General features: G+C 52.8%; 15 protein-coding genes. 10 read left to right on the forward strand and 5 right to left on the reverse strand.

Features of this window, described 5'->3' with window-relative positions; translation table 11 throughout:
• Nucleotides 1–9 precede the first annotated feature (9 nt).
• From H8L47_RS06515 to H8L47_RS06525, 3 genes are read left to right on the forward strand one after another with little or no spacing between them, the layout of a single operon-like run.
• Nucleotides 10–978, forward strand: coding sequence for an HlyD family secretion protein (locus H8L47_RS06515; RefSeq protein ID WP_186952487.1), 969 nt, complete (start codon nt 10–12; stop codon nt 976–978).
• The gene (locus tag H8L47_RS06520; protein WP_186952489.1) at nt 975–1,964 is read left to right on the forward strand and encodes an ABC transporter ATP-binding protein; all 990 of its coding nucleotides are present in this window, start codon (nt 975–977) and stop codon (nt 1,962–1,964) included. The genes H8L47_RS06515 and H8L47_RS06520 overlap by 4 nt, the downstream gene beginning before the upstream one ends.
• A complete protein-coding gene (locus H8L47_RS06525) occupies nt 1,961–3,094 on the forward strand; it encodes an ABC transporter permease (protein ID WP_186952491.1) in 1,134 nt (377 codons plus the stop codon). Before H8L47_RS06520 ends, H8L47_RS06525 begins: the two co-directional genes overlap by 4 nt.
• Nucleotides 3,095–3,096: 2 nt before the next feature.
• Here the strand turns inward: H8L47_RS06525 and H8L47_RS06530 are convergent, their stop codons facing one another.
• Genes H8L47_RS06530 through H8L47_RS06540 form a run of 3 tightly spaced genes read right to left on the reverse strand, consistent with a single transcriptional unit; the run spans nt 3,097 to nt 5,356 of the window.
• Nucleotides 3,097–3,612: a M15 family metallopeptidase gene (locus H8L47_RS06530; protein ID WP_186952492.1), complete on the reverse strand. Its 516-nt coding sequence runs from the start codon at nt 3,610–3,612 to the stop codon at nt 3,097–3,099.
• Nucleotides 3,609–4,418, reverse strand: a complete 810-nt coding sequence (locus H8L47_RS06535) for an N-acetylmuramoyl-L-alanine amidase (protein ID WP_186952493.1) — start codon at nt 4,416–4,418, stop codon at nt 3,609–3,611. The genes H8L47_RS06530 and H8L47_RS06535 overlap by 4 nt, the downstream gene beginning before the upstream one ends.
• Entirely contained in the window at nt 4,415–5,356 is a 942-nt protein-coding gene (locus tag H8L47_RS06540; RefSeq protein ID WP_186952495.1) for an N-acetylglucosamine kinase, read from the reverse strand. Before H8L47_RS06540 ends, H8L47_RS06535 begins: the two co-directional genes overlap by 4 nt.
• 236 nt (nt 5,357–5,592) lie before the next feature.
• On the opposite strand from H8L47_RS06540, the gene H8L47_RS06545 reads away from it, so the two are divergent.
• The 5 genes from H8L47_RS06545 to H8L47_RS06565 all read left to right on the forward strand — a co-directional run bounded on the left by H8L47_RS06545 (nt 5,593) and on the right by H8L47_RS06565 (nt 11,792).
• On the forward strand, nt 5,593–6,903 hold the full coding sequence (locus tag H8L47_RS06545; protein WP_186952497.1) for an AmpG family muropeptide MFS transporter: 1,311 nt from the start codon (nt 5,593–5,595) through the stop codon (nt 6,901–6,903).
• A gap of 3 nt (nt 6,904–6,906) precedes the next feature.
• Nucleotides 6,907–7,908, forward strand: a complete 1,002-nt coding sequence (locus H8L47_RS06550) for a M14 family metallopeptidase (protein ID WP_186952499.1) — start codon at nt 6,907–6,909, stop codon at nt 7,906–7,908.
• On the forward strand, nt 7,905–9,707 hold the full coding sequence (locus H8L47_RS06555) for an ABC transporter substrate-binding protein (protein ID WP_186952501.1): 1,803 nt from the start codon (nt 7,905–7,907) through the stop codon (nt 9,705–9,707). Before H8L47_RS06550 ends, H8L47_RS06555 begins: the two co-directional genes overlap by 4 nt.
• 136 nt (nt 9,708–9,843) lie before the next feature.
• Nucleotides 9,844–10,443: a M15 family metallopeptidase gene (locus tag H8L47_RS06560; protein ID WP_305263586.1), complete on the forward strand. Its 600-nt coding sequence runs from the start codon at nt 9,844–9,846 to the stop codon at nt 10,441–10,443.
• A gap of 2 nt (nt 10,444–10,445) precedes the next feature.
• On the forward strand, nt 10,446–11,792 hold the full coding sequence (locus tag H8L47_RS06565; protein ID WP_186952503.1) for a serine hydrolase domain-containing protein: 1,347 nt from the start codon (nt 10,446–10,448) through the stop codon (nt 11,790–11,792).
• Here H8L47_RS06565 and H8L47_RS06570 read toward each other — a convergent pair.
• Nucleotides 11,789–12,691, reverse strand: a complete 903-nt coding sequence (locus tag H8L47_RS06570) for a LysR family transcriptional regulator (RefSeq protein WP_186952505.1) — start codon at nt 12,689–12,691, stop codon at nt 11,789–11,791. The genes H8L47_RS06565 and H8L47_RS06570 overlap by 4 nt on opposite strands.
• Nucleotides 12,692–12,758: 67 nt before the next feature.
• Nucleotides 12,759–13,646: an N-acetylmuramic acid 6-phosphate etherase gene (locus H8L47_RS06575; RefSeq protein ID WP_186952507.1), complete on the reverse strand. Its 888-nt coding sequence runs from the start codon at nt 13,644–13,646 to the stop codon at nt 12,759–12,761.
• Between the two features lie 190 nt (nt 13,647–13,836).
• On the opposite strand from H8L47_RS06575, the gene H8L47_RS06580 reads away from it, so the two are divergent.
• Both H8L47_RS06580 and H8L47_RS06585 read left to right on the forward strand, forming a co-directional pair.
• Nucleotides 13,837–14,397, forward strand: coding sequence for a L,D-transpeptidase (locus H8L47_RS06580; protein WP_186952509.1), 561 nt, complete (start codon nt 13,837–13,839; stop codon nt 14,395–14,397).
• Between the two features lie 107 nt (nt 14,398–14,504).
• A complete protein-coding gene (locus H8L47_RS06585; protein ID WP_186952510.1) occupies nt 14,505–15,827 on the forward strand; it encodes a serpin family protein in 1,323 nt (440 codons plus the stop codon).
• Nucleotides 15,828–15,831 lie beyond the last annotated feature (4 nt).

The following is a 15,831-nucleotide window of genomic DNA, read 5'->3' on the forward strand; positions in this document are numbered from 1 at the left end:
GCTACCACAATGAGTTTGGCTCTCGCTACGTTTGCCATACTGGCTGGCTGCAACGAAAAACCATCCGCCAACTGGTCAGGCTACGCCGAAGGGGAATACATCTATATTTCGGCTCCGCTGGGCGGCAAGCTGGACAGCATCAAAGTGCAGGCAGGGCAACAAGTAGCCAAGGACAGCTTGCTGTTTGCACTTGATGCGGAAGCTGAAAATGCTGCCCATGACGAAGCCAGCGCCCGTCTCATGAGTGCCAGGGCACAAGCCAGCAATACCGAAAAAGGCAGGCGCAATGAAGAGATCGCAGTCACCCTGGCGCAACTGAGCAGTGCCCAGGCACAGGCGGCGCTGGTAAGGCAGGAACTGGCACGCCAACAGCAATTGGTGGGGCAGGGCTTCGTCTCCAAATCCCGTGTGGACGATGCACAAACCAATGTCAAACTCAGTGAAGCACGCGTGGCAGAATTGAATGCCACGCTGAGTGTCGCTAAACTGCCAGCCCGCGCAGATGAACGTGCCGCCGCCCAGTCCAGTGCAGATGCGGCAAAAGAAGCATTGCGCCAGACCGCCTGGCGCTCAGGACAGAAATCACAAAATTCACCCGCGAATGCCCTGGTAGTCGAAGTATTTTTTCGTCAGGGTGAATATGTGCAACCGGGCCAGCCAGTGCTGTCTTTGCTGCCGCCAGAAAACCGCAAAGCCAGGTTCTTTGTACCGGAAGGTGAACTGGGCAAGATCGTTGTTGGCCAGGCAGTCAGTCTGCATTGCGATGGCTGCGGGGCAGCTATCCCTGCCCACATTTCCCGCATCGCCAGCCAGGCTGAATACACGCCGCCAGTGATTTATTCAAATGCACAGAGAGCCAAACTGGTATTCATGGTCGAGGCCAAACCTGACCAGCCTGACAAACTCTTGCTGCACCCCGGGCAGCCTTTGGACGTATCACTGCTGGCTGCTGTAACAAGCTCAGGAAAAGCACGGTGAATACCAGCGTCGATAGGGGTAATCTTGCCATAGACGTGCATGGTCTGAGCAAATCCTATGGTGGCCGCGCCGTGGTCGACAAAGTCGAACTGCAAGTCGCCAAAGGCCGTATTTGTGGTTTTTTGGGACCGAATGGCAGCGGCAAAACCACCACCATACGCATGCTGTGTGGTTTGCTTACACCCGATGCTGGCACTGGTTCATGTTTGGGTCTGGATATCATCAAACAGGCAGAACAGATCAAGCGCCAGGTAGGTTATATGACGCAAAAATTCGGGCTGTACGACGATTTGTCGATACGCCAGAACCTGGATTTCGTGGCACGCCTGTTTGAACTGCCATCCAGAAAAAATGCGGTTGATCAATCGCTGGAAAGACTGGGCCTGACCGCACGCCAGCATCAACTGGCTGGCTCTCTGTCGGGCGGCTGGAAGCAGAGGCTGGCACTGGCTGCCTGCCTCATCCATGAACCACGCCTGCTCTTGCTGGATGAACCCACTGCTGGGGTAGATCCCAAAGCCCGTCGTGATTTTTGGGACCAGATTCATTTGCTGGCTGGCCAGGGCATTACCGTGCTGGTGTCCACCCACTATATGGATGAAGCAGAGCGCTGCCATGAACTCTGCTATATCGCCTACGGAAAAATACTGGCGCGTGGTACCGAGGCCGAAATCATACGTGACTCCAAACTCAAGGTCTGGACACTGCAAGGTGAACAACTAGGTGCCTTGCTGGAACCATTGAAATCAGCACCGGGTGTGCTAAGTGTCGCTGCTTTCGGCAATGCTGTTCATGTGGCCGGACTGGACGAAGCACTGATCTTGCAGGCTCTGGACACTGTCAGGCATCAGGCTAATATCCAAATCACGCCCAGTGCCGCCAATCTGGAAGATGTCTTCATCAGCCTGATCGCCAGTGCGCCGGATAATTTTTCCAAGGATGATGCACAGAAAATACAGAAAATACGGCAAAAGGTGACAGCATGAAGCGTTTTTCTCTGGCCCGGATGTTTGCCATCTTCATCAAAGAATTCCAGCAAATGATGCGTGATCGCCTGACCTTTGCCATGGCGGTAGGTATCCCCATTTTGCAGCTCATCCTGTTTGGCTATGCCATCAATACGGACCCAAAAGGTTTGCCAACTGCCGTGGTCAGCACAGACAATAGCCCCATGGCGCGCAGCTTTGTGGTTGCCATGCAACACACGGGTTACTTCCGTATCGACTCGGTAGGCCAGAGTGAGCGAGAGGCCGAAGCCTTGCTGGAAAACGGCAAAGTACAATTCATGCTGGTGATACCTCCACACTTCACTCAGCAACTGGTACGCGGTGACAAGCCGGCTTTACTGATATCCGTCGATGCGACCGATCCATCGGCATCGGGCAATGCGATTGCTGCATTGAATGCCATTGCCACTCAGGCCCTGCATCATGACTTGAAAGGCCCTTTGCAATATCTGCAAACCGACTCACCAGCTTATGAAGTGCGTGTGCACCGCCGTTACAATCCCGAGGGCCTGTCACGCTATAACATCGTCCCCGGCCTGATAGGCACCATACTCACCATGACCATGGTCATGCTGACTTCACTGGCCATGACACGCGAACGCGAGCGCGGCACCATGGAAAACTTGCTGGCAACGCCAGTGCGCCCGGCAGAAGTCATGGTCGGTAAAATCCTGCCCTATGTACTGATGGGCTATATACAACTGGGCGTCATCATCAGTGCTGCCTTCCTGTTATTTGACGTACCTATGATGGGCAGCTTCAGCCTGCTGATGAGCATGATAGGTGTCTTCATTCTGGCCAACCTGGCAGTCGGTTTCACCTTTTCGACGATAGCAAAAAACCAGTTACAAGCCATGCAGATGACCTTCTTTTTCTTCCTGCCATCCATGCTCTTGTCCGGCTTCATGTTCCCCTTCCGCGCCATGCCAGAGTGGGCGCAAGTCATAGGAGAAGCCTTGCCCTTGACACACTTCCTGCGCATCGTGCGGGGCATTTTATTGAAGGGAAACACTGCAGGCCAACTCGTACCAGAGCTTTGGCCCATGCTGGTGTTTTTGCTGTTGGCGGGGTTTGTGGCTTTGAAGAGGTATAGGCAGACACTGGATTAATTTCATTCAGGCTGAAAACACCAATGCCAGGGCTCATATTGAAATCCGCTGCTATTTCCATGCGGGTAAGACATGTAAAAACCGAAGCGCTTCGCATTGTTTTGCAGCCAGGCAAAGGCTGTTGTGGTGTCGAAAGAAATTTCCAGTTCCGGGTCTTCTGGCGTGGCTATGTCGATGGCGCGGCCAGTGTGATGCTCGCTATAGCCGGGTGGGGCACAGACCAGCAAGATATCCTCCAGGGTTTTACCTTCTGCCAGTTTGTTGCTGATGATCTCGGTTTGTCTGGCGATGCTGCGAAAGGCCGAGATCATCAGCAGTGCGATGCCATCCTGGTTGGCGGCTTGCTTCATTGCCTGCCAGGCTAGATTGGCCTCTGGTGTCAGCAGATATTGCCAGCCATCTTCGCCTGTTTCTGCCAATACCAGTTCGCTGGCTTCTTGCTGGATCAGCAAATTGCGCTGTTCCAGCAATTGCGGCGGGATGATGAGGATTGGCGGCGTAGCCCCTGCCATGCTCATTTCGCTTTCAGATTAGCAACCAGTGTGTCGAGCATGGCGGCGGTTTCTGCATCTGGCATGCCGTCAAATTTTGCTGGCCTGTACTTGGTCTGGAAGGCCACCAGCACACTGCGGGTTGCCTCATCAAGCAAGCCGGTTTGCGGAATACCATATCCAAATTGAGCGAGTTTTTGCTGGAACCATTTGATCTCTGGTAATTGCAATTCATAGGCTGTCATGCGCTGTGCGACTTCTTCTGCCTTGGGCCAGGGGATAAGACCGGCATCGGCCAGTTGCTTCCATGGGAAGAGTGGTCCTGGGTCGGATTTGCGCATGGGGGCAATGTCGGAATGGCCGAGTATGTATTCCGGACGTATCTGATAACGCAAGGAGATATCCTTGACCAGGGCAATCACGCGGTCTATCTGGGCTTGCGGGTAGGGGAAGTAAATCCTGCCTTCCGGCGTATCCTTGAAGCCGAGATTGACGATTTCTATGCCGATGGAGCTGGCATTCATACGGCTATAGCCTTTCCATTCGCTGAGTCCGGCGTGATAGGCCATGCGGTTCTCCGGCACCAACTGCCAGACCTTGACGGGGTCTTCATCGCCCACCAGATAATTTGCGCTGACTGCCTGCTGGCTGAGCACCCGCAATGAAGTGGGTTGATCAAGTGCCGTGTAGTGCAGGATGATGAATTGCACGCGTTCTTCCTGGCTCTTGGCAGAGATAGTGGTATCGAGCTTGCCCATCGGGCCGACCGTGGCACAGCCACTGATGAAGATGCTGATTGCGGCTAATAAGCTATATAGGCTGACTTTATTCATGATTGTTTTTTGAGTTGTCGGGCAGCGAGTCGTGCTGCGGAAAAATGGGCTTCGCAAGTGCTCTGGCGCAGGCTGATTTCTGGCGGCAGATGCAGACGCAGGGATTCTACGATGGCAGGGTGCAGTTCTTGTACCCTGCCGGCGAGTGCGATGGGTTTGTTGCCAAAGCGGGTGCACATGGCCGTGCCCAGGCGCGCCAGTTCCTTGCCAGCGTTCTTGAGTATGGCCATGGCTAACGGGTCACTATTGGCGGATGCTGCCACGGCCAGCGCCAGCTTACCGATGTCGCCGCGGCTGCGGTGATAGATAAAATCGCGAGATATATTCCAGTCATTGCCGCCTATGAGTTTGAACAGGCGCTTGGCCATTTCGGATTCTTTCCAGTGATCGGGATGTTCATCTTCTGCACGCCAGAGCTGGCGCATGGCTTCGCGGGCTATCCAGAAACCGCCACCGGCATCATCCAGCAAATAACCACGGCCACCGGCACGGTGAAATTCACTATTGCCATCGATATAGGCAGCAATCGAGCCGGTGCCTGCATAGATCAGGTAACCGGTTCCCGGTTTGAAAATGTCCAGATAGGCAATTTCTATGTCATTGCTGACAGAGACATGAGCTTGATGCAGGCCAAAGCAATCCGCCAACATATCTGGCAAAGTGCGCGCATCACCGCCAAAACCGGTAATACCTGCACGTATGCTGCCAACCTGGCCATGGCTGCTGGTCGCGGCGGCCAGCCCGGCAAACACTTGCTCCAGGGCTTGTATGCCTTCGTGCGTGTCGGTTTGCAGCGCGGTCAGCCCCGCGGCAGTTCCACTGGCGAGTATTTGCTCGTCCTTGCTTGCCAGCGCCCAGCGGGTTTGCGTGCCACCCGCATCTATCCCTAGCGCAATGGCTGTGCTTTGCTGAGCGGATATTTGCTGGTCAGATGGCATGGACGGGTTTGTTGTGCAGGCTTTGTGCAAGTTTCTGGAAAAATTGATACGGCATCGTGGCGCTGAATTGCAATAACTGGCAGTTGTTCGTTTATCATAGGGCGCTTCTGTTACTGGCAGCGAATGAAAAGATGCGTTCGGCTTATAACTTTTTGCTATGAAGCAGCGGCAAAATTTCAATCGCAATCCCGGTATTTTACTGGGAAGATGCTCTACTACTTAAGAAAAAGATCAAGATGACAAGCGAGACAGCTGCTGCAGTCAAAAAATCTGAAGTGTCACCCAGCGCTCCTAGTGGTGTATGGCGCTGGATACCTTCATTGTATTTCAGTCAGGGGATTCCTTACGTCGTGGTAATGACACTTTCCGTCATTATGTACAAAAACCTGGATATTTCCAATTCGGACATTGCCTTATATACAAGCTGGTTATACCTGCCCTTTGTGATCAAGCCCTTCTGGTCACCTTTTGTGGACATGTTCAAGACCAAGCGTTTCTGGATCATTACGCTGGAACTGGTGATCGGTGCGCTGTTTGGCCTGGTGGCCCTGACCATACCCATGCCTGGGTTTTTCCAGGCGACGCTGCTGGTTTTCTGGCTATTGGCATTCAGTGCCGCTACCCATGACATCAGTTCTGACGGTTTTTACATGCTGGGACTGGAACAGCATCAGCAGGCCGCTTTTGTTGGTGTGCGCAGTATGTTTTTTCGCATGGCAATGCTGTACGGGCAGGGGGCTCTGGTCTATCTGGCAGGTTCGCTGCGTGATTTGACGGGGGATGTCAAGTTTGCCTGGATCGTGGTTTTTGGCGTGCTGGCTATGAAGTTTATCAGTCTGGCTGTTTATCATAAATGGGCCCTGCCACGGCCCGCCAGCGATACGGCGCATGGTGACCCAAATCAGGTAGTGGCGACTTTCTTCACGATTTTTGGCAAGTTCATCAAAAAGAAAAACATTCTGCTGACCATTGCCTTCCTCTTGCTGTATCGCTTTGGCGAAGCGCAACTGGTCAAAATGGCTCCTCCATTCTTGCTTGATAGTGTGGATAAAGGCGGCCTGGGCCTGTCCACGCAGGCAGTCGGTATTGTATATGGCACTATGGGCATGATTGCCTTGACCATAGGTGGTCTGGCTGGTGGCGCATTGATCTCGCGTTTTGGTTTGAAACGCATGCTTTGGCCCATGGCGCTGGCTATCAATGTGCCGCATCTGGTGTATGTCTATCTGGCTTTTGTGCAGCCACAAAATATTTATCTGATCGGTGCCGCCGTCGCCATAGAGCAAATGGGGTATGGCTTTGGCTTTACCGCCTATGTGCTGTACATGATCATGATCGCCGATGGCGAGCACAAGACTGCGCATTATGCAATTTGCACCGGCTTCATGGCGCTAAGCATGATGTTGCCCGGCATGATCAGTGGCCGTTTGCAAGAGTACCTGGGTTACGCTCATTTCTTTGTGTGGATATGCATCGCCGCCGTGCCTACTTTCGTCGTCACTGCCTTGATTAAAGTAGACCCGGCCTTTGGTAAAAAAGCTGAATAAAGCATGAATACAAATATCTATTCCTTTCATTTTCAAAGCTCCTGCTATAGCTCGCCACAGCCTGGCACCAGTGTCATTGTCACGGGTGCTGTGCATGGCAATGAAACTTGCGGAACCGTAGCCATACGCCGCGTCATTGCTGAACTGGAGGCGGGCAGTTTGCAATTGCTGGCCGGACGGCTGACACTGGTACCGGTATGTAATCCGCTGGCCTACCAGCTTGGACAAAGGGAGGGCGAACGTAACCTGAATCGCCGCCTGATACCAACGAAAGATGTGCAAGAATTTGAAGACCATGTGGCAAACTGGCTTTGCCCCTTGCTGGCGCAGCATGATGTCTTGCTGGACCTGCATTCTTTCCGTGGTGAGGGGGAACCCTTTGTCTTGATCGGGCCTGAGAATAACCGTGGCGCCATAGAATCATTCAGTCATGAAAAACATGAACTGGCAATGGCCATGCGCCTTGGTGTACACAGGCTGGTGGACGGCTGGCTGAGTACCTATGCGCGTGGCGTACAGCGCCGCCAGCAGCGCTTGGCCCATGATGCTGATGCCAAGACGATTGCCAATGCCAATACCCAGTTTGGCGTCGGCACGACAGAATACATGCGCTCAGTTGGTGGCTATGCCATGACACTGGAATGCGGCCAGCATCAGGACCCGCAAGCGCCGCAAGTGGCTTATGCCGCCATCATCAACAGTCTGCGTCACCTGGGTTTGATTGCCGGTGCAGCACCAGAGCCAGTCACGGAAATGGAAGCCTTGCGTATTTATGACGTCATCGATAAATTGCATGATGACGATAGTTTTGTGCGCGAATGGCGCAGCTTTGATCAATTGACACAGGGTGAGCTGATAGGCATACGTGCCGATGGCTGTGAAGTCAGGGCAGACCAGGCTGGACGCATCATTTTTCCTGATGTGAGTGCCAAAGCCGGTGAAGAATGGTTTTACCTGACCAAGGCTAATCCGCGTCTGGCTGAAACCGCTGGAGTGAAAGCATGAGTTTGCGAGTTTTGTTTGCGGTATCGCTGGGTTTGTGTAGTTTGATACAGCTTTTGCCTGCGCAGGCGGCAGCCAGTACAGAAAAAGTCTTGCGGGTATTGGTGAGTACACCCGAAAGTAGTCTGGACCCGGCTGTGGCATCGGACGTGCCATCTGTCAGTATCAATGAAAATATTTTCGAGCCCATGCTGCGCTACGACTATCTGGCGCGTCCGGTCAAGCTCAAGCCGAATACTCTGAAAGCCATGCCAGAAATTCTGGATCAGGGCAAGACCTATGTCTTGCGCCTGCAACCAGGCATCATGTTCACGCCCGACCCGGCATTCAAAGGCAAGCCCAGGGAGTTGACGGCAGAAGATTATATCTACAGCATCAAGCGTATTTATGATCCGGCAGTCAAATCACCCTGGCTATTCATGTTTGAAGGCAAGTTGCTTGGCGATGAAAAACTCCGGCCCAGTACCGCGAAAGATGGCAAAAAGCAGGAGTTTGATCTGCAAACCAATATTCCTGGTTTGCAAGCCGTTGATAAATACACGCTGCGCATACGTTTGAATGCACCAGATAGCAATTTCCTGTTCATTCTGGCGACCACTGCAACGGGGGCGATGGCAAAAGAGGTGGTCGATGCCTATGGGAATCAGGTAGGTAATCATCCCATAGGCACTGGTCCCTTTATTTTGGGGACTTGGCAACGCAGTTTTCGTATAGAGCTGCTCGCTAACCCACAGTACCGCAAGACGCTGTTCAATGACCAGGGCACGGATGACGCTACAAAGAAAATCGCCGCCAGCCTGGCCGGGCAAACTTTACCGCGTGTCAGTAAGGTCGAGATCAAAATCATGGAAGAACAGCAGTCACGTGTGCTGGGCTTCCTTAATAATGAATTCGATTATCTGGAACAGGTGCCGCCGCCACTGTCGAATATGGTTCTCGATGATGGTAAATTAAAACCTGCCTTGCAGCAGCGGGGCATACGTCTGTCCCTGTTTACCCCCCTGCAAACCTATTACATGTGGATGAATATGGAGGACCCGGTGATAGGTGGTTATACCCCTGAGAAAATCGCGCTGCGTCGTGCCATTGCTCTCAGCTATGACAGCAAGGAAGACATCGCCCTGATGGAAAAAGGTCTGGCGATACAGGCGCAATCACCTTTGCCACCGAATGTACTGGGCTACGATCCCAACTACAAAACACCAGTGCAATATGACTTGAAACTGGCAAATGCCCTGCTGGATAAATTTGGCTACAAGCGTGGGGCGGATCACTATCGTAACTTGCCGGATGGTCAGCCGCTGCATTTGCAAATGCATAGCCTGGCCAGTACCACAGGTCGTTTGCGTGATGAAGTCTGGCGCAAGAATCTTGATGCCCTGGGCATACATGTCAGCTTCAAGACCGACAAGCACTCTGAAGTCTTGCGTGCAGCCCGTCTGGGCAAGGTACAGATGACAGAAGCCAACTGGATAGCCGACTTCCCTGATGCCGAGAATTTTTACCAGCTCTTGTATGGACCAAACGCTGGTCGTGCCAATTACTCCCGCTTTAACCTGCCTGCCTTTAATACATTGTATGAACAGGCGATGCGCCTCGGTGACAGCCCAGAAAGAACGGCGATATACCGGCAAATGGCCCAACTCATGCACGGTTACACACCTTGGGTGCCGCGTATACACCCTGTGACGGCAGATTTATTACAGCCTTGGCTGCAAAATTATTACCGCCACCCTGTAGACTTTACCAGTTGGCGTTATCTGGATGTTGATGTAGCGGCGCGCAATAAAGTACTAAAATAAACACTGCCGGATTGCGAGAGCAGTGCCGATTTTGAGCATTCCTTGCGGTTATATGTGATCGGCAAGTATTCATTGGCAGGCACTGGTGACTGCCCCTATGCTGCCTGTATGAAAAACTCTGTTGCGTGGAGACTTTGTGCGTTGTGAATTGATTGCAGATCATCCTGATTTTTGCCGGCTGGATACCGTCAGCGGCATTGTTATCGATTTACGTTATGTCGGTGCTGACAATTTTGTCGGCCGTGAATTATATGGTGAGCTGGACTGTAGCTGGTTGCACAGAGAAGCTGTTGACGCGCTGCAAGCTGCCGTCAACTGGTTGCATGAGCATCACCCCGGTTTACGCATTCTGGTACTGGATGCGCTGCGCCCGCACAGGGTTCAGGAAATGCTGTGGCAGCATCTGGATGGCACACCCTTGCGCATGTATGTCGCTGATCCAGCACGCGGTTCCATCCACTCCTTTGGCATGGCGGTGGATGTCACATTGATTGACGCTGATGGTAAAGAACTGGATATGGGCAGTGGCTTTGATGCCCTGGAAGAAAAATCCCATCCTGCGCTGGAACAAAGAATGCTGTCCGAAGGCCAATTGACCCAGCACCAGCTTGATCAGCGTGGAATTTTGCGGGCAGCAATGGCACATGGCGGTTTTCGTGGCATCAATAGCGAATGGTGGCATTTCAATTGTGGCGACCCGGTCGTCGTGCGGGAAACCTATTTGCGCATTGACTAGGGATGAAGTACTTTCCTGCCAGTTACCTGCTCATGCTTATGTCCCTAATGGCAAACCTGGTTATGGCGCAAGGCAAGGCAGCAAATGAACGGCAGGTGACTCAGCAACTGGCTGCTATTGCTGCACGGCCTGATAAAACACTCGCCAGCCTGTCTGTGCTGGCAATCAAGTCTGGCAAAGTCGTTTACCAGCAGCAGTTTGGTCAACGCTATTTCGACCAGAAAAACCCGGCCAATAATTTGCCTGCTGATACGCAAACCCTGTATCGCGTTGCCTCAGTTTCCAAGATGGTGGCTGCCATCGCTGCGATGTGTCTGGTAGAGCAAGGTAAGCTTGATCTGGAGGCCGATATCAGTAGCTACCTGGGCTTCCAAATCAGGAACCCGCATTATCCGGATAGAGTTATTACTACCCGCATGTTGCTTAGCCATATCTCATCCCTGCGTGATGACGGTGGCTATAACTTCCCGGCTGATGTTAGCATGCAGAGTTTTTTGCAGACTGGTGGCAAGAATTATTCGCAAGGTCTGCAATGGGCTGATCCGGCAAAGGCCAAACCAGGAGAAAACTTTGCTCCCGGTGCTTATTTCCATTATGTGAATCTCAATTGGGGAGTGCTTGGCACTGTCATGGAAGCCGTCAGCGGCCAGCGTTTTGATCTACTGATGCAAGAACTGGTGTTGCAACCCTTGCAGATAGAAGGAGCATATCACCCAGAACTCTTGTCGACAGATGCCTTGTCGCGCCTGTCTGTTTTGTATCGCAAACAGGCCAATGAAGTCTGGAATGCCCAAGGCCCATGGGTGGCACAGACAGATGATTTTCGCAATAAGCCTTTGATCAGGCGGGAACTGCAAAACTATCGGCCTGGTACGAACGCGACTTTGTTCAGCCCGCAAGGTGGCTTGCGCATCAGCATGCAAGGCTTGAGCCGCATCATGCTGATGCTGATGAACGAAGGTGAGCTTGATGGCGTTCGCCTGCTAAAGCCAGCCAGTGTCAGAGCTTTGATTGCCGAGCAATGGCGCTACGACGCGAGTACTCACAATGGCGACGATTACCGAGGCCTGTTTTTATCCTGGGGACTGGGTTTCCAGCGTTTCACGGACACGAGTGCCGCGCATTATGGCGACAGGTTGGTACAGTCTCAGCCTTCCTTCAAGCCTGTCGGTCACCTGGGTTTTGCCTATGGTCTGCAATCGGCCTTCCTGTTTGATCCGACCACGCGCAATGGCATTATCTATGTCATAGGCGGTGTGGCCGCTGACCCCGATAAAAATCCAGGCGCTTATTCCAGCATGAGTATCTGGGAAGAGCAGATACTCACTGCGATTTACAAATTGTTTTAGCTGGTACGGGCAATAAACTCTGCACCTGCCTCCTTGATGCATTCTACAAAAGCGCGCGCAGAGCGTGACAGGGGCGTTGATTTCACCGTCAGTAAATACAAATCAACAGGCACATTCGGCGATAAGGGGCGGCATTGCACTTTGTCATGGTCGGAGGTGGCGGCAGTGAAGGGGTCGATGACTGCCGCGCCTGCGCCCAGTTCCACAAGCGTCCTCGCCAGCAAGTAGGTTTGCACCACGGTGTAAGAAGTAAAGCTCAAGCCCTGTTCTTCGCAGGCATCCATGACGCGGCTGACGAGATGGTCATCCAGGTCCAGCGCGATCAAATTTTTGGGAAGGTCGGCAACCGGCAAGGCAGTATTGTCCAGCGCTTTAGACCAGCTGCCTAGTGGGGCGATGGCAGTCATGCTGCCGCGTATCAGGGGCTCGGAGGCTATATTTGGGTGGCAGGGATCATACAGGGACAGGGCAAAATCCACGTCACCCAATAGCAGGGCATTGACAATCTCGCTAGTGTGGTGCGTCGCCAGCGTGCAGTGTACGTGAGGGAATTTCTTGCGCCAGGCGGCCAGCGCGGTAGGAACTACCGTAATCGATAAGGTCGGCGTCGATGCCAGCCGGACTGCTTCATCTGGATGGTTCTTCAAGTTGCTGGCCAGCCTGCGGACTGATTGCAAGTCACGGTTGAGCTTGTCAACTTCGGCAAATAATTTGTGCGCTTCTGGCGTGGGATGCAGCTTGCCCTTGATGCGTTCAAACAGTTTCAGGCCCAGTTGTATTTCACAATGCTGCAAGACCTTGGTGGCAGCCGGTTGAGAAATATTCAGCAATTGCGCTGCCCCACTGATCGTGCCCGCCTGCATGATGGCATGAAAAACTTCTATATGACGCAAACGCATGGTGTAAATACCTTCAGCAAATAACGAGCTTGATTGTAACGCCTGTAAGGCTTCGTCGCTTTGAAAGCTAGGAGTTGGTCTTCAAGGCCAGCCTCAAGTCATCTCCACAAGCCAGCAGTTTCTCGCTTGCCGTACTGACACTGATGTTATTCAGGATGGCGAGTATAGCGATCTTGACATGGAAATTGCATTCTTCCAGAATGCGGCGGCAGTGCACTTCATCGCGACCAGTTGCATGCATGGTCAGGCTGACGGTGCGCCTGAGCAATTTGACGTTGGTTGGTTTGACATCCACCATGAGGTTGCCATAAACCTTATGCAAGCGCACCATGAGGGCGCTGGAAAAACTGTTCAGTGCGACTTTTTGTGAAGTACCTGCCTTCAGGCGGGTGCTTCCTGAGATGACTTCACTACCGGTATCAAGAGTGATGCCAATCTCAGCCTGCAAAGTCACAGGCGCGCCGGGGTTGTTGGCAAAGCCTATGGTCAAGGCTCCTGCTGCGCGTGCCGCCTGCAAGGCCCCAAGTACATAGGGTGTTGCACCGGATGCTGCAATCAGCAACACCACGTCATTGGATGTCAGGGCAAGTTGCACGATTTCTCTGGCACCTTGCTCCGCATCATCTTCAGCACCTTCGACGGCAACAAACATGGCTTGTTTGCCACCTGCCAGCAAGGACAGGGCGCGTTCATTTGGCCATGAAAATGTTGGCAGCAATTCCACCCCATCCAGCACACCCAGGCGGCCAGAAGTGCCCGCGCCTACATACACCAGACGCCCCCCGGCCAGTATGCGGGGCGTTGCCGCATCTACAGCAGCGGCGATTTGTGCTGCAGCCAGGCTGACTGCGCGTACGGCATTCAACTGGTCATCAATGAGCACGTCAACCAGTTGCGTGGTCGGGTACAAATCGAGCTCGGTGTGGCTGATGCTTGGTGCTTCGGTATTCAACATGGCGCTATCCTTTTATTGCATAACTTAAGCTCTGTGCAGGCAGAGCACAAATGAAAGCTGATACCCGGCCCATAACTTCAGGTAATGCATGCGACTGCAGGAATTATTTGCAGATACCTGTTGATCAGCTTATGCTGGCTTATTGTTAAAGCACAGATAAACAATGCAAATTCTTCGCCCTCATTTGAAAATGAAGCTGCTGCTGATACTGGCCGCCTGCCTGCTGGTGTCCGCTTGCCAGTGGGGTTGGCTGCAAGGGGGCGACAGCCGTCATCGACTGCTCATCTCTGTGCCGGACCAAAAAATGCTGCTATTGGAAGATGGCAAACCTGTTGCGACCTATGCGATTTCCACGGCCAAACGTGGCATAGGGGATATGCCAGACAGTTACATGACACCCGGCGGCCGCATGCAGATTGCCGAGAAAATCGGTGCGGGTGCACCATTGGGGGCGGTCTTCAAAGACAGGCTGGCAACCGGTGAAATCGTGGCGGCGGATGCGCCAGGGCGTGACCCGGTGGTGACACGCATACTCTGGCTTCGCGGGACAGAACTTCGCAATCGCAATGCCTATCCGCGTTTTATCTATATCCATGGTACGCCGCAAGAAAGCTTGCTGGGCACGCCTGCCAGCTATGGCTGCATACGCATGCGTTCCGTTGATATTGCCGAGTTGTTTGAACGAGTAGGGGTTGGCGCTGTAGTCGATGTGGTCGACCAGGCAGTGGAGACGCTGAAGCCTGCCACCTGATATCTTTTAGGATTTACAATTTAATGACAATTTGAGTACATTTTTGAGCTGATTTGGCAGTTTGTCTGGCGTATGATCGCCATGCCTCCTATTTTGAAAGCTCAAAAATGCGTCCTACGATACTATGCTCATGTTTGCTGCTCGCCCTGGTTTCTGCCTGCGGTGGGGCGGGCAATACAGCCACTACCACGACATCAGATACTGGCAAAGCCCAGGCTATCGGCACTGCCAAATCTTCGCTGGCGCGCAATCCATCACCCCAGGCCAGTGATGCCGACCTGGCGGCGGTAGTGGCAGGGAATACCGAATTTGCCTTGAAAGTCTTGCCATTGCTGGATGCACAAGGCGACAATAATCTGGTGTATTCACCATTCAGCCTGACGCTGGCGCTGGAGATGACAGCCGCTGGTGCCAAGGGAGATACGCTGAGTGGCATGGAAAAAGCCCTGTCTTTCCAGTTGCCGCAAAGCCGTTTGCAGGCGGCGCTGAATCGTCTGGATCTGGTATTGGCGGGTAAGACTTCGACTACGGCCAAGCCAAATGCCCAGTTACCCAATTTGAATATCTCCAATGCGCTGTGGGCACAACAGGGTTACAACTTGCAGGGTACTTATCTGGATGCGCTAAGTGTCAATTTTGGCGCGGCGGTGAATTTACTGGATTTTGTCAAGGCAACGGAGCCTTCACGTCTGAGCATCAATAACTGGGTCGAAGAGCAGACCCAAAAGAAGATCAAGGATCTGCTGCCTCCAGACTCGGTTTCTTCATCGACCCGGGTGGTGTTGACGAATGCCATCTGGTTCAAGTCAGATTGGGCGCAACAATTTACCAAGGAAAGCACGCGAAACCAGGATTTCACCAACCGCAAGGGTAGTGTGAGCAGCCTTCCATTCATGAATCAGACAGCAACTTTCCCCTATCTGCAAGGCAAGGGCTATCAGGCGGTGGAGTTGCCATACATGGATAACAAACTGGCGATGCTGGTGGTGATGCCAGATGCTGGCAAATTTGACAGTTTTGTGCAAGGTTTGAATAGCGCGGCCGTCAGTGATATTGCTGCAGGCTTGAAAGATCAATACCTGGCATTGAGCATGCCCAAGTTTAACTTCAGTGCCAACCCGGCGATGAATTCCAGCCTCAGCAGTCTGGGTATGAGTGCCGCTTTTGATGCTGGCAAGGCAGATTTCTCTGGCATGACAGGCAACCGTGATCTGTCGATTTCTGGTGTCGTGCACAAGGCATATATCAATGTCGATGAAAAAGGGACAGAGGCAGCAGCAGCGACAGGCGTGGTGGTTGGCGTCACCAGTATCAATGTCAATCAACCGCTGAAACTGGCGCTGGATCGCCCCTTTTTGTTCATGATCAGGGACAGGCAGACTGGCTTGATTATCTTCATGGGCAAGTTGATGAATCCTGCAGCAAGTTAATAGC

The sequence above is a fragment of the Undibacterium umbellatum genome (genome assembly GCF_014284125.1).
Classification (GTDB): Bacteria; Pseudomonadota; Gammaproteobacteria; order Burkholderiales; family Burkholderiaceae_D; genus Undibacterium; species Undibacterium umbellatum.

Excerpts from the sequence above, each read along its gene's own strand:
- H8L47_RS06515 (WP_186952487.1), top strand. The coding sequence starts at position 10 with ATGAGTTTGGCTCTCGCTACGTTTGCCATACTGGCTGGCTGCAACGAA.
- H8L47_RS06525 (WP_186952491.1), top strand. The coding sequence starts at position 1,961 with ATGAAGCGTTTTTCTCTGGCCCGGATGTTTGCCATCTTCATCAAAGAA.
- H8L47_RS06530 (WP_186952492.1), bottom strand. The coding sequence starts at position 3,612 with ATGAGCATGGCAGGGGCTACGCCGCCAATCCTCATCATCCCGCCGCAA.
- H8L47_RS06535 (WP_186952493.1), bottom strand. The coding sequence starts at position 4,418 with ATGAATAAAGTCAGCCTATATAGCTTATTAGCCGCAATCAGCATCTTC.
- H8L47_RS06540 (WP_186952495.1), bottom strand. The coding sequence starts at position 5,356 with ATGCCATCTGACCAGCAAATATCCGCTCAGCAAAGCACAGCCATTGCG.
- H8L47_RS06545 (WP_186952497.1), top strand. The coding sequence starts at position 5,593 with ATGACAAGCGAGACAGCTGCTGCAGTCAAAAAATCTGAAGTGTCACCC.
- H8L47_RS06550 (WP_186952499.1), top strand. The coding sequence starts at position 6,907 with ATGAATACAAATATCTATTCCTTTCATTTTCAAAGCTCCTGCTATAGC.
- H8L47_RS06555 (WP_186952501.1), top strand. The coding sequence starts at position 7,905 with ATGAGTTTGCGAGTTTTGTTTGCGGTATCGCTGGGTTTGTGTAGTTTG.
- H8L47_RS06565 (WP_186952503.1), top strand. The coding sequence starts at position 10,446 with ATGAAGTACTTTCCTGCCAGTTACCTGCTCATGCTTATGTCCCTAATG.
- H8L47_RS06570 (WP_186952505.1), bottom strand. The coding sequence starts at position 12,691 with ATGCGTTTGCGTCATATAGAAGTTTTTCATGCCATCATGCAGGCGGGC.
- H8L47_RS06575 (WP_186952507.1), bottom strand. The coding sequence starts at position 13,646 with ATGTTGAATACCGAAGCACCAAGCATCAGCCACACCGAGCTCGATTTG.
- H8L47_RS06580 (WP_186952509.1), top strand. The coding sequence starts at position 13,837 with ATGAAGCTGCTGCTGATACTGGCCGCCTGCCTGCTGGTGTCCGCTTGC.
- H8L47_RS06585 (WP_186952510.1), top strand. The coding sequence starts at position 14,505 with ATGCGTCCTACGATACTATGCTCATGTTTGCTGCTCGCCCTGGTTTCT.